At 73.1% G+C, this 12,181-nt stretch carries 13 protein-coding genes; 4 read left to right on the forward strand and 9 right to left on the reverse strand.

The annotated features are described in order from the left end of the window. The first annotated feature begins 36 nt into the window (after positions 1-36). Positions 37-486 carry an ATP-binding protein gene (locus N4G70_RS19630; protein WP_261713965.1) on the forward strand — a complete coding sequence of 150 codons (450 nt, stop codon included), beginning with the start codon at positions 37-39 and terminating at the stop codon, positions 484-486. A gap of 121 nt (positions 487-607) precedes the next feature. Here the strand turns inward: N4G70_RS19630 and dapC are convergent, their stop codons facing one another. Both dapC and fdxA read right to left on the reverse strand, forming a co-directional pair. Further along, positions 608-1,705, reverse strand: coding sequence for a succinyldiaminopimelate transaminase (gene dapC / locus N4G70_RS19635; protein ID WP_261713966.1), 1,098 nt, complete (start codon positions 1,703-1,705; stop codon positions 608-610). Positions 1,706-1,810: 105 nt separating this feature from the next. Continuing rightward, a complete protein-coding gene (gene fdxA, locus N4G70_RS19640; RefSeq protein ID WP_018845645.1) occupies positions 1,811-2,131 on the reverse strand; it encodes a ferredoxin in 321 nt (106 codons plus the stop codon). A gap of 141 nt (positions 2,132-2,272) precedes the next feature. Here fdxA and N4G70_RS19645 point away from each other — a divergent pair, with 141 nt between their 5' ends. From N4G70_RS19645 to N4G70_RS19655, 3 genes are all read left to right on the forward strand, one after another. Continuing rightward, entirely contained in the window at positions 2,273-3,268 is a 996-nt protein-coding gene (locus N4G70_RS19645; RefSeq protein WP_261713967.1) for a GNAT family N-acetyltransferase, read from the forward strand. A 52-nt stretch (positions 3,269-3,320) separates the two neighbouring features. Continuing rightward, a complete protein-coding gene (locus N4G70_RS19650; protein WP_261713968.1) occupies positions 3,321-4,151 on the forward strand; it encodes a transglutaminase-like domain-containing protein in 831 nt (276 codons plus the stop codon). Between the two features lie 322 nt (positions 4,152-4,473). Beyond that, positions 4,474-4,965 (forward strand): DUF11 domain-containing protein, encoded by a 492-nt coding sequence (locus tag N4G70_RS19655; protein WP_261713969.1) that lies wholly within the window; start codon positions 4,474-4,476, stop codon positions 4,963-4,965. A gap of 10 nt (positions 4,966-4,975) precedes the next feature. Here N4G70_RS19655 and N4G70_RS19660 read toward each other — a convergent pair whose 3' ends face one another. The 7 genes from N4G70_RS19660 to mshB form a co-directional block, all read right to left on the reverse strand. Then, a complete protein-coding gene (locus N4G70_RS19660) occupies positions 4,976-5,581 on the reverse strand; it encodes a response regulator transcription factor (protein ID WP_399036064.1) in 606 nt (201 codons plus the stop codon). Next, the gene (locus N4G70_RS19665) at positions 5,578-6,735 is read right to left on the reverse strand and encodes a sensor histidine kinase (protein WP_261714032.1); all 1,158 of its coding nucleotides are present in this window, start codon (positions 6,733-6,735) and stop codon (positions 5,578-5,580) included. The genes N4G70_RS19660 and N4G70_RS19665 overlap by 4 nt, the downstream gene beginning before the upstream one ends. Before the next feature lie 47 nt (positions 6,736-6,782). Beyond that, positions 6,783-7,523 carry an ABC transporter permease gene (locus N4G70_RS19670; protein WP_261713970.1) on the reverse strand — a complete coding sequence of 247 codons (741 nt, stop codon included), beginning with the start codon at positions 7,521-7,523 and terminating at the stop codon, positions 6,783-6,785. Continuing rightward, positions 7,520-8,452, reverse strand: a complete 933-nt coding sequence (locus tag N4G70_RS19675) for an ABC transporter ATP-binding protein (protein WP_261713971.1) — start codon at positions 8,450-8,452, stop codon at positions 7,520-7,522. The genes N4G70_RS19670 and N4G70_RS19675 overlap by 4 nt, the downstream gene beginning before the upstream one ends. Positions 8,453-8,628: 176 nt before the next feature. Then, entirely contained in the window at positions 8,629-10,695 is a 2,067-nt protein-coding gene (locus N4G70_RS19680) for a hypothetical protein (RefSeq protein ID WP_261713972.1), read from the reverse strand. Between the two features lie 168 nt (positions 10,696-10,863). Further along, on the reverse strand, positions 10,864-11,253 hold the full coding sequence (locus N4G70_RS19685; protein ID WP_261713973.1) for a DUF6113 family protein: 390 nt from the start codon (positions 11,251-11,253) through the stop codon (positions 10,864-10,866). 14 nt (positions 11,254-11,267) lie between these two features. After that, complete coding sequence (gene mshB / locus N4G70_RS19690; RefSeq protein WP_261713974.1) at positions 11,268-12,155, reverse strand: N-acetyl-1-D-myo-inositol-2-amino-2-deoxy-alpha-D-glucopyranoside deacetylase; 888 nt, start codon at positions 12,153-12,155, stop codon at positions 11,268-11,270. Positions 12,156-12,181 lie beyond the last annotated feature (26 nt).

Here is a 12,181-nt window from a genome sequence, read left to right on the forward strand (position 1 = left end):
ACAGCGACACATTTCCAACCCGTCTGAAGGAGCATCATGTCCCTCCCCCTGACCCGTCGGATCGCCCGCGCCGCGCTGCTCATCGCGGCAGGTGCAGCGCCCGTGGTCGGTGCGGCCGGCTCCGCAAGCGCCGTGGAACTCCCCCAGGCCGCCCCGAACCTCAGCGGCCTGACCCAGATGGACCCCAGCTCGGTCAGCACCGCCGTCGACGGCGTGACCCAGAAGGCCACCGGCATGGCCGGCGACACCGGCGCCGCCACCGTCAAGAAGGCCGTGCCGACGGCGGGCAAGACGGTCGGACAGACGGGCAAGGTGGCGACCCCGGCCGCGCAGAAGGCGGCCGGTGACGCGGCGGGCAGCGCGGGCGACATCCTCGGCTCGACCGCCAAGACCGCCACCCAGAGCGGCCTGCCCACGGGCGGCCTGCCCACGCAGGGCCTGCCGAGCACCGACCCGCTCCCCCTGAAGAGCCTGCCGCTGGGCTGATCCGACCACGGCCGCGGGTGATGCGAAGGGGCCCGGGGAGTACACACTCCCCGGGCCCCTCGCGCGTACGCGCGCCGCGTCCCGCCCGGGTCCGCCGCGCGCCGCGCCGACGTCCCGGCGCCTATGCCGCGAGGCGCTTCACGGCGGCCTCGACGCGCTCGTCGGTCGCCGTGAACGCGACCCGCACGAACCGCTCGCCCGCCTCGCCGTAGAAGTCGCCCGGAGCCACCAGGATGCCGAGCTCGGCGAGGTGGGCCACCGTCTGCCAGCAGCCCTCGTCCCGGGTCGCCCACAGGTACAGGCTCGCCTCGCTGTGCTCGATGCGGAAGCCGTGCCGCTCCAGGGCCTCGCGCAGCGCGGCCCGGCGCGCCGCGTAGCGCTCGCGCTGCTCGTGCACGTGCGCGTCGTCACCGAGCGCCGCGACGGTGGCGGCCTGGACGGGGGCCGCGGTCATCATGCCGCCGTGCTTGCGGATCTGGAGCAGCTCGCCGAGCACCTGGGCGTCACCGGCGATGAACGCGGCCCGGTAACCCGCCAGGTTGGAGCGCTTGGACAGCGAGTGCACGGCCACGACGCCCTCGAAGCCGTCACCGCACACGTCCGGGTGGAGCACCGAGACGGGCTCGGCCTCCCAGCCGAGCTCCAGGTAGCACTCGTCGGAGAAGACGAGCACACCGTGCTCGCGGGCCCACGCCACGACGCGGACGAGCTCGTCCTTGGGCAGGACCCGGCCGGTCGGGTTGGACGGGGAGTTGAGCCAGAGCAGCCGCAGGTTCGTGGGGTCGAGCTCCGTGGGGTCGTCGTAGACGACGGGCTCCGCGCCGCACAGCCGCGCGCCGACCTCGTAGGTCGGGTAGGCGAGCCGCGGATAGGCCACCTGGTCGCCGTGGCCCAGGCCGAGCTGGGTCGGCAGCCAGGCCACCAGCTCCTTGGAGCCGACCACCGGGAGGATGTTGGTGTGCTCGACGGAGCGTGCCCCCAGGCGCTTCTCCAGCCAGCCCTTGATCGCGTCGCGCAGCGCGGGCGTGCCCCACACCGTGGGATAGCCCGGCGAGTTCGCGGCTTCGGTCAGGGCCTCCCGCACCAGCGCCGGGACCGGATCGACGGGCGTGCCGACGGAGAGGTCCACGATGCCGTCCGGATGGGCCGCCGCCGTCGCCTTGTACGGCTCCAGCTTGTCCCACGGGAAGACGGGAAGGCGTGAGGAGACTGCGCTCACGGAAGGTGCTCACTTTCTCGTACGTACGGTGCCGCGGGCGGCCGCGCCGGGAAACACCGCGGCCCCGTACGGCAGACGCGCCGTACGGGGACCGGGGAGACGCTGTCAGCCGTTCTGCGGCGGCAGCGCTGCGATGAAGGGGTGGTCCCGCTCGATCAGGCCGAGCTTGGAGGCGCCACCGGGCGAGCCGAGCTCGTCGAAGAACTCCACGTTCGCCTTGTAGTAGTCCTTCCACTCGTCCGGGGTGTCGTCCTCGTAGAAGATCGCCTCGACCGGGCACACCGGCTCGCAGGCGCCGCAGTCGACGCATTCATCCGGGTGGATGTACAAGGACCGGGAGCCCTCGTAGATGCAGTCGACCGGGCACTCTTCGATACACGCCTTGTCCTTGACGTCGACACAAGGCTGCGCGATGACGTAGGTCACGCTGTCGTTCCTCCTCGATAGGGCGCGGCGGGCCGATCTGCGGCTCCGTCCACGTGGCGCGCGGGAGCGCGGCGTCGTCGATGCCCGCACCTAGTATCTCCGGTTCGGGGCACGATCCGAACAGGAGGGGCGGAGAGACCTGTGGAATTCACCACCGGCGGACGGCTTGAGGTCCGAATTACGGCCGCCGATACGGGCAAACGCGTATCAGTCCGGCGTCTGAGCTACAGCGGAAGTCCAGGCTCCCTGTTCACCGACACGGTCGGCGTGCTCACATCGTGGGACAACGGTGTGTTGTCGATCACACGAAAGAGCGGCGAGACGGTACGCGTCGAGGAGTCGAGCCTCGTGGCGGGCAAGGTCGTCCCCGCGGCGCCGGCCCGCCGTCGCGGCCCTGCCGCCTCCTTCGAGGAGCTCGCTCCGGTCCTGGCGCGCGGCTGGCAGCCGGTGGAGAGCGAGCCGCTCGGCCAGTGGACGCTGCGGGCCGCGGCCGGCTTCACCCGTCGCGCGAACTCGGCCCTCCCGCTGGGCGACCCGGGCCTGCCGCTCGCGGACGCCCTCGTCCACGTACGCGACTGGTACGCGGCACGCGGGCTTCCCGCCTACATCCAGGCGGCGACGGGCGCCGCCGGCACCCAGGAGGCGCTCTGCGCGGAGCTCGAACGGGCAGGCTGGGAGCGGGAGGTGAGCGCCGAGGTGCGGATCGCGGCGCTCGCGCCGATCGGTGACGTGGACGCGGACGTGTCCCGGGTGCGCCTGGAGCGCGACATGGACGAGGCCTGGCTCAGCCGCTACCAGCGCTTCGGCACGCCGGGTGAGCACGTCCTGAAGGTGCTGCGCTCGGGCCCCTCGGTGTGGTTCGCGTCCGTCCCCGGGGAGGGGGCCGCGCCCGCGGCGATCGGGCGGTGCGTGGTGGACGGGCGCTGGGCCGGCTTCATGGCGGTCGAGGTGGACCCGGCGCTGCGGCGGCGCGGCCTCGCCACGACCGTGATGACCGCGCTGGCCCGCCGGGCCCTGGAGGAGGGCGCGTCGGCGGCCTGGCTCCAGGTCGAGTCCGACAACGACGCCGCCCGCGCCCTGTACGACGGCCAGGGGTTCGCGACCCACCACAGCTACCACCACTTCCGGTCGCACTGACCGGGTACGAGGCACGGGACACGAGGCACGAAGCGCGAGGTACGAGGGCGACATGGATCCTGAAGTCACCGACTGGCGGCGGGAGTTCGCCAAGGAGGCCCGCTCGGAGCGACCCGACGTGGTGACGCTCTGCCTCCTGCTCGGCGCGGTCGCCGACCCCTCGCTCGGCCGTCGGGGCATCGACGCCGCACACATCGAACTGGACCGGCTCGCCGGACTGCTCCCCTACGGACTCGCGGGCCCCCGCCCCTGGGCCGCGGCGCTGGCCGAACTCCTCGGCGGGTCCTGCGGGTTCCGTGGCGGCCCCGCCGACTACCAGCGCCTGGAGTCGTCCCTGCTGCCCGAGGTGCTGCGGCGCCGGAGGGGGCTGCCCATCCTGCTCTCCGTGGTGTGGATCGAGGTGGCGCGGCGGGCCGGGGCTCCGGTGTACGGGGTGGCGCTGCCCGGCCACTTCGTCGTCGGTTTCGGCCCTCCCGAGGAGCGGGTCCTCGCCGACCCGTTCGACGGGGGCCGGCTGCTGAGCGGTGCGGACGCGGAGCTCCTGGTGGTCGGGGCGACGGGTGCGCCCTTGGAGGAGTCGATGCTGAGCCCGGCCGCGCCGCTGGACACGGTCGTACGCATCCTGAACAACATCCGCGCCTGGGCCGCGGCGCGCCCGGAGCGCAGCGACGTGGCCCTGTGGGCCGTGGACCTCTGCCTGCTCCTGCCCGCCCACCCGGCCCGACTGCGCCTGGAGCGGGCCGAACTCCTGGTCCAGCGTGGGGAGTTCCTCGCGGGGGCGGCGGAGCTGGAGGACTACGCGGCGGTGGTGGAGGCCGTCGATCCGACGGCGGCCGAGTCGATCCGCCGGCGGGCGGGGGCGGCGCGGGCGCGGCTCAATTAGGGCGGTGCCTCGGGGGGCCGTGATTCGGGTGCGGGTTCGGGTGCGGGTCCGCTGGGGCTGGGCGCGCAGTTCCCCGCGCCCCTCAGGGGGTGCCGACCGCCGGGGTCGGGAGGTGCCGGGAAGGCGTCGGTGTTCGGGTGCGGGTTCGGTGTGGCTGGGCGCGTAGTTCCCCGCGTCCCCTAGGGGGTTGGGGGCAAAGTGGGAAACGGCTGACGGGATCGTGGGCAGCGGTCACAATCTGTTGGCGTGTCCTCGACAGGAGGTTTCCTCCGGACTGTCGGCGGGGCGCAGCCATGCCACTTCGACGTCGCCGGGAGTCGCTTTGTCACGCCTCAGATCCTTAGCCGCCCGACTCGCCCCCGCCCTGCCGCTCGCCCTGCTCGCCCTCGGGCCCGCCGGACCCGCCGGGGCGGCCGAGGCACCGCGGGCCGACCTCTCCGTGGTGCTCGACGCCTCGCCCAAGGGGCTCGCCATCAACGCGGCCACGTTCACCGCCGCCGTCACCAACTCCGGCCCCTCGGACGTGAGTTCCGCCCGGGTGTGGTTCAGCTATCCGGCCGGGTTCACGGCACCCTCCGCGTCCGGCTGCACGATCGACAGGGCGAACCGGACCGCCGTCTGCGCGCTCGGCCCGATCCCGTCCGGCGCCACCGTCACCAGGAAGCTGACACTGCACGCCGGGCTTCTGACGATGAGCGGAAACCTGCCCGTCACGGCCGCTCTGGTCGACCTGACGCCCCTCGACCCGGAGCCGGGCAACAACGCGGCGGTCCGCGTCTGTTCGGCCCTCACCCTGCTCCTGGTGAGCTGCTGAGGGGCCGCGCCTACAGCCAGCCCTTCTCGCGGGCGATGCGGACCGCCTCCGCCCGGTTGCGGGCCGCCAGCTTCTGGATGGCCATGGAGAGGTAGTTGCGGACCGTGCCCTGCGAGAGGCACAGGGCCACGGCCAGTTCCGCGTTGGTCGCGCCGTCCTGTGCCGCGCGCAGCACGTCCCGTTCGCGCTCCGTCAGGGGGTTGGCCCCCTCGGCGAGGGCGGCCGCCGCGAGCGTGGGGTCGATGACCCGCTCCCCCGCGAGCACCTTGCGTACCGCCGTGGCCAGTTGGGCCGCCGGGGCGTCCTTGACCAGGAACGCGTCGGCGCCCGACTCCATGGCGCTGCGCAGATAGCCGGGCCGCCCGAAGGTGGTGAGGACGACGATCTTCACCGCGGGCAGTTCGCGGCGCAGCAGGGCGGCCGCCTCTATGCCGGTGAGGCCCGGCATCTCGATGTCGAGCAGGGCGACGTCCACGGGGTGGGCGCGGGCGGCCGGCAGGACCTCGTCGCCGCGGGCCGCCTGCGCCACCACCTCCATGTCGGGCTCCAGGCCGAGCAGCGCGGCCAGGGCCTCGCGCACCATGGACTGGTCTTCGGCCAGGAGAAGTCTGATCATGATCCGGATACTAGAGGGCTCTCGGGCGGCTCCGGAATCAGCCGGATCCGGGCGGTGAGGGTGAACCCCTTGCGCCCCGCCTCGGTCTCCAGGACTCCGGACACCTTCTCCAGGCGCTCGGCGAGGCCGGTCAGGCCGTTGCCCGCCACCGGCGCCGCGGAACCGGCCCGGCCCGGCCCGTCGTCCTGGACGCGCAGTTCGAGGAAGAGCCCGTCCAGGGTCTGGAGTTCGGTGAGGGCGACCGTGCAGTGCCGGGCCCCGCTGTGGCGTACGACATTGGTGGCCGCCTCGCGCAGCACCCAGGCGAGCGCCTCCTCCTCCGCGGCGGGCAGGGCGACGGGCGCCTCGTTCGGCACCGTCGCCCGGATGCCCGCCGCGTTCAACATGGTGCGGGCGCCCGCGAGTTCGGCGGGCAGGGTGGCCCTGCGGTAGCCGGACACCGCGGCCCGTACGTCCACGAGGGCCTGGCGGCTCACCTGCTCGATGTCGGCGACCTGCCGCGCCGCCTGCTCGGGGTGGCCCGGCAGCATCCGCCCGGCCAGTTCGCTCTTCAGCGTGATGAGGGAGAGCGAGTGGCCGAGCAGGTCGTGCAGATCGCGCGCCATCCTCAACCGCTCCTCGTTCGCGGCCAGTTGGGCCACGGTCGCCCTGGCCTCGCGCAGCTCCACCGAGGTGCGGATCAGATGGCGTACGCCCGTCATGGCGAAGCCGCCGAGGAGCGCCGGGATGGCGAGGCCGGGCACGATGTCGCCGACGTGGGTGACATGGGCCCCGATCAGGGTCATCGTGGCGGTCGTCACGAGGATCGCCCAGGTCGCGAGGGCCAGCGGCAGCGTCGCCCCGCAGGAGACGGACACGTAGACGAAGAGCACCAGCCACGGGGAGCCGAGGCACAGCGAGAGGGCGATGGCCAGGGCCGCAAGGAAGCCCAGAAGGCCGCAGAGCGTCACGCGGCCCGGCGCGCGGGCGGTGTGCCGCATCACCAGGCCGAGATAGACGCTCACGAAGCCGGCGAGGCCGAGCCAGCCGAGCACGGTGGCCACCATGGCGTGGTCGCCGTCGAGCAGATCGCCGATCGGGGCGCCCATGAAGGCGAGCCAGACGCCGACCCACATCAGCTTCTGCCACATCTGGCGGCGCGTCTCGGGGCTCATCCCGATCCGCACCGCCGGCGCCTTGCCGTGGCCCTCGTTCAGGGAACTCACGCCTTCAGGGTGTCCTTCCGGTACAGCCATGCCGCGCCGCCCGCGAAGAGCAGGAAGTAGAAGACGAGGATGGCGAGGTCCTTGCCGTGCGGGGCGTCGCCCAGCTCGATGGCCTGTCCGAGGGCAGCGTACGCGTGGGTGGGCAGCCACTCCGCGATGTTCTGGAGCCACTGCGGGAAGACGGTGCTGGGCATCCACAGGCCGCCCAGGATCGACATGCCGAAGTAGATGATCATCGTGATCGGGCGGACCGCGTCACCGCTGGCGAGGTAGCCGATCGCGACGCCGAGCGCGGCGAAGCAGAGGGAGCCGCCCCAGATGGCGGCGGTCAGCGCGCCCCACTGCCAGGCCTCGAAGCGGACGCCCTTGGTGACAGCGGCGACGACGAACACCACCACGATGCAGGGCAGCGTCACGACGGCCGCGCTGGCGATCTTCGCCAGGACGTAGCCCCGGCCGGGCAGGGTGGTCAGGCGCAGTTGGCGCACCCAGCCCTTCTCGCGCTCCTTGGCGATCTTCTCGCTGTTGCCCATGAGGACGGCGGTGATCGCGCCGAAGGAGGCCATCGAGACCATGTAGAGGGCGGGGAAGGTGAGGTCGGTGCCCTTGACCTTGTCGGTGCCGTTCTGCGACGCCGCGAAGAGCAGGTAGAGCGCCGAGGGGTAGATCACCGAGAAGAACATGAACTTCTTGTTCCGCAGGGTGCGGGTGATTTCGAGCTTGATCAGAGTGTTCACGCGTTGGCCTCCTCGGCCGAGGTGATGGCGATGAAGGCCTGCTCGAGCCCGAGACCGGCGACTTCGAGGTTGCGCGGGTAGAGGCCGAGTCCGTACACCGCGTGCATCGTGGCGTCGGCGTCGTGCGACTGGATGCGGACGGTGCGGCCCGAGATGTCGAGGGTGGAGAGGAAGGGCAGCTCGCGCAGGGCGGCCTCGTCGATGGTGCCTTCGAGGTCGAAGCTGACCCGGCGGGCGCCCGCCTTGGCCTTGATCTCGGCGGCCGTGCCGTCCGCGAGGAGCCGGCCCTTGTGCAGGACGAGCACCCGGTCGGCGATCGCGTCGGCCTCTTCGAGGTAGTGGGTGGCGAACAGGACCGTACGGCCCTGGGCCGCCTGCTCGCGCATGGTCGCCCAGAACGCCTGGCGGGCGGTGACGTCCATGCCGGTGGTCGGCTCGTCGAGGACGATCAGGTCGTTGGCGCCGGCCGTGGCGAGCGCGAAGCGCACGCGCTGCTCCTGGCCGCCGGAGAGCTTGTTGACCTTGCGGTCGGCGATCGCGGTGATCCCCGCGCGGTCCATGACCTCGTTCACGGGGTGCGGCCTCGGGTGCAGGGAGCAGCCGAGCCCGACCAGTTCGCGTACGGTCACGTCCTCCATCAGGCCGCCGCTCTGCAACATCGCGCCGACCTTGCCGGCCTCGATGGCCTGCGCGGGCGTCATGCCGAAGAGGCTGACCGTGCCGGCGTCGGGCTTGCGCAGCCCGAGCAGCAGATCGAGCGTGGAGGACTTGCCGGCGCCGTTGGGACCGAGCAGCGCCACCGTCTCGCCGGGGTGCAGCCGCAGCGACAGATCGGCCACGGCACGGACGGTGCCGTAGCTCTTGTTCACGTTCTCGAAGCTCACCACGGACGGTGCGGTCCGTTCGGCGGGAGGGGCTGTCTGCGTCATGGGTCAAGACTCGCCCGTGGCGCCCCTCGCCCGGCAGTGGCAGCCGTCGTGACTGCGACATGACGGATGTCATGGGCGGGGCATGACACCGCCCCCGCGTCACGGGGACGCGGGGGCGGCGAGGGCCCGGGCCGGCCGGATCAGCCCTGTTCGGCGGCCCGGGTTCACCTCCGGGTTCAGCCCTGGTTCAGCTCGATCGTGACGGTGCGCTGGGCGCCCTTGGCCCGCAGGGCGGTCTGCATGGCGACGGCGACGTCGTCGGCCGACACCTCGTGCTTCTCGCCGCCCTTGGTGATCATCACGCCCTTGAAGGTGTTGCCGATCAGCTCGGTGATCGCCTTCTTGTCGTAGACCTCGACCAGCTTCCCGTCGGCCGCCTTCATCGAGAGGATCTTGGGCAGCGACTTCAGGGGGCCGAAGGCGATCGGCTTGCCGCCCGCCTTGATCGTGACGTTCGCGGACATCGCGGGCTTGGCGAAGTCGTTCATCGCCCGGTCGATCTCGGCCTCGCTGATGGTGGGCTGACGAACCGCCACCGGCAGCGCCACGGCGTCCGCCTTGCCGGTCTCCACCAGCGTCCGGTAGGCGTCCTTCACCGCGATCATCGAGCGGTTCACGTCGAGCGACTTGCCCGCCTTGCCCGGCACGGCCACCGCCTTGCCCGGCACGAACTTGATCGTGCCCTCGGTCGCCGAGCCCGAGGCGCCCGCCAGGTCGGTCAGCGCCACCCCGAGCTTCTCCTCGTCGACCGGGATCACCGGCTGGGCGACCCGCTTGCCGCCGAACAGCGAGCCGATGACGGACACCGGGTTGTAGTCGCTGCCCGCGGCGGCCCGCACGGTGGCCTGGCTGTCCAGCGAGAGCCCCGCGATCTCGGGCTTCAGCTGCTCCTGCTTGCCGTCGACCGTGAGCCGCAGCGGCTGGTTGGCGCGCTTGCCGAGCGTCTGGTCGAGCTTGGAGACGGCCGCCTCCTTGGTGCCGCCGCCGATGTCGACACCGAGGACGGTGGTGCCCTTGGGGACCTCGGAGTGGTTCAGGACGAGGCCGGCGCCGTACGCGATGCCGACCAGCGCGACGAGCCCACCGCCGAGCAGCGCCACCTTGGAGCGGCCCTTCTTCTTGGCGGGCGCCGCGGCCGGGGCGGTGCGGCGCGGCGCGTCCGGCGGCTCGGCCTCGTCGGCCCCCGGCCCCGGGGGCGGGGTGAGGGTGGGGCCGCCGGGCCCGGGCGGGAAGGACGAGCCGCGGTGGTCCGGGGGGACGACCGGGATGCCGCTGGTCAGGGTGTCGCCGGAGACATGGCCGCCGGGCGCCGCCGGGTTGACCGCCGGGTTCGCGAGCGGGTTGCCCACGGAGTGCGTGAGCGGGCTCGGCGCCGGGGGCTGCGGGGTGAGGATCGCGGTGTCGTCGGACAGCGCGGGGGCGGGGCCCTGGCCGCCGGGCGCGAAGGGGTGGCCGCCGCCGGGAGCCTGGAGCGGGTTCTGGCCGAAGCCCATGTCGGCGCCCCGGCGCGGGCCTTCATCAGGGCCGCGTCCCAGGTCGGGCCCCTGCCCGGGCCGTTGGCCGGGGCGCTGGTGGGGGCGCTGGTCGGGGGCCGCGCCGAACAGCGAGCCCTCGTCGGGCCGGGGGCCCGAACCCTGGCCCTGGCCCGGGCGGTTGCCGACCGGCCGCACGGGCAGCGCGGCGTTCCCGGTGACGGGCCCCGTGGTCGGGCCGGACGGCGGGGCGGGGCGTGCCCCGTCCGGGCCGCCGCTTCCCTCCGCGCGGCCCGGCCCGTCGGCGCCGGGGGAACCGGCGCCGGGGCCGTCCGAGAAGTACGGGAGGTCGGGCCGGGGCGTGCCGGACGGCGGGGTCGAAGAGCCGGGCGCCGCCGGGGACTTGCGCGGGGCGAACCAGTCGCTCGTGGGCCGCCCGTCGGCACCCTGCTCCTCGGGCTCCGCCTCCGGCGCCTCGGGCCGGGGCACCGAACCGGTGCGCTCGCTCGCCTCGTCCGCGTCGGCCGTCTTGGCGGCCTCGCTCATCGGCGTGCGCATCACGACCGGCGGGATGGGGCGAGAGCCCGGGATGTTGATCCGGATCCGCGTCGTCAGCGTGGTCTCGGTCTTGGGCTCGTCCGGTGCGGCAGCGACCTCAGGAGTGTCCTGCCCCGCGGACGACGGGGTTCCGTACGGCGGGGTGCCCGATGGGTACCCGGCTGCACCCCGACCCTGGGGACCGGAGGACGAACTGTCAGTTTCACGACTCAAGGCTGGTTCTCTCCCGTTTGGCTCCGCCACCCGGTCTCGTTCTTGTGGTGCCTCTGTACGGGCGGCTCGGCGGCGCGCACCACCATACTGGCCGCCGTCCTCGCGTACGGGGCGGCCCGGAGGAGGCGCGCCCCGTCCTCCCCTACTGCGTCGCGGCGCCCTCGCACGTCACTCGCCAAGTCGGGCGGCCGGGCCGCCGGGTCGGGTGAATCCGCCGATCGTGGCGCAGATCACAGCGGCGAGCATGCCGCCGAGGAGGAAGACGTACGACCCCGCTCCGGCGCCGAACACGAAGTCGCCCTCAGGGCGCGGAGTGGTCAACAGGACGACGGCGACCAGCCAGCCGGCCGCGGGCGCGCCCACTCCGCCCCGGCCGCCCACCAGTTGCGTACCGCCGTAGAACAGGCCGACGGCTCCGCCCAGCGCCAGCGCGAGGCCGCCGGGGAACCAGGCGGTCTGCACGAGCGCCCCCGCGACGGCGACGAGCGCGCCGAGGACGACGAGCAGCGCGTACAGCGCGATACGGGCGGCTGTCCCGCCCGTCCTTGCGTCCTCCATGGCCGTACGTGTACTCACTCGCCCACGCCCTCAAACAGGTCGCTCTCGCGACGCCCGGCCGCAACTCCCGCGACGCCCGCCGCCCGTTGGTAGTACTCGGTGGTGAAGATCGGCTGCCCCAGCCCGTTGGAGAGCGCGAAGTAGGGCCCCTGGACGGTGATCTGGGTCGCGTGGGCGCGCATCGCCGCGCTCTTGGCGGCGGCGTAGGCGGTGCCGTCGATCTCTGCCGTGATGTCCGACTCGTCCACGACACCCGGTACGTCGTCGATGGCGGCGATGCCCGGGAAGTCCGTGTTCGCGGCGCGCAGCGCGTCGAAGGCGCGCTCGGCGACCGGGCGGGGCACCCGGTTCCAGTAGATCTTCGCCACGGCGTGCGGTTCGCCCAGGTCGCCGCGGTAGCCGGAGTCGGCGGCCAGTTCGGCGGCGCGCATCGCGACCCGGTGGGCCTGGATGTGGTCGGGATGGCCGTAGCCGCCGTCCGGGTCGTAGGTGATCAGGACCTGGGGGCGCAGCGAACGGATCACCTCTACGAGGTACCCGGCCGCCTCGTCCACGTCCGTGTTCCAGAAGGCGCCCGGGCGGTGGTTCTGCTCGACGCCCATCATCCCGGAGTCGCGAAAGCGGCCGGGGCCGCCGAGGAAGCGGTGGTCGGTGACGCCCAGCTCCCTCATCGCGGCGGCGAGTTCACCGATGCGGTGGGCGCCGAGGCCGCCCTCGCGGTCGGGCGCGAGATGGGCGAGGTCCGGCGGGATGACCTCGCCCTCCTCACCGAGGGTGCAGGTGACCAGGGCCACGTGCGCGCCCTCGGCCGCGTACTTGGCCATGGTGGCGCCGTTGTTGATCGACTCGTCGTCCGGGTGCGCGTGCACCAGGAGCAGACGGCGGGCGGGAAGTTCCGACATGGGCCCAGCCTACGAGGCCCGGGCCG

Origin of the sequence: Streptomyces sp. ASQP_92, assembly GCF_025399895.1 — a bacterium.
In the GTDB taxonomy this organism is placed as follows: domain Bacteria; phylum Actinomycetota; class Actinomycetes; order Streptomycetales; family Streptomycetaceae; genus Streptomyces.

Excerpts from the sequence above, each read along its gene's own strand:
- mshB (WP_261713974.1), bottom strand. The coding sequence starts at position 12,155 with ATGTCGGAACTTCCCGCCCGCCGTCTGCTCCTGGTGCACGCGCACCCG.
- N4G70_RS19665 (WP_261714032.1), bottom strand. The coding sequence starts at position 6,735 with ATGAGCCCCGAGACGCGCCGCCAGATGTGGCAGAAGCTGATGTGGGTC.
- N4G70_RS19630 (WP_261713965.1), top strand. The coding sequence starts at position 37 with ATGTCCCTCCCCCTGACCCGTCGGATCGCCCGCGCCGCGCTGCTCATC.
- N4G70_RS19660 (WP_399036064.1), bottom strand. The coding sequence starts at position 5,581 with ATGATCAGACTTCTCCTGGCCGAAGACCAGTCCATGGTGCGCGAGGCC.
- N4G70_RS19675 (WP_261713971.1), bottom strand. The coding sequence starts at position 8,452 with ATGACGCAGACAGCCCCTCCCGCCGAACGGACCGCACCGTCCGTGGTG.
- N4G70_RS19650 (WP_261713968.1), top strand. The coding sequence starts at position 3,321 with ATGGATCCTGAAGTCACCGACTGGCGGCGGGAGTTCGCCAAGGAGGCC.
- N4G70_RS19685 (WP_261713973.1), bottom strand. The coding sequence starts at position 11,253 with ATGGAGGACGCAAGGACGGGCGGGACAGCCGCCCGTATCGCGCTGTAC.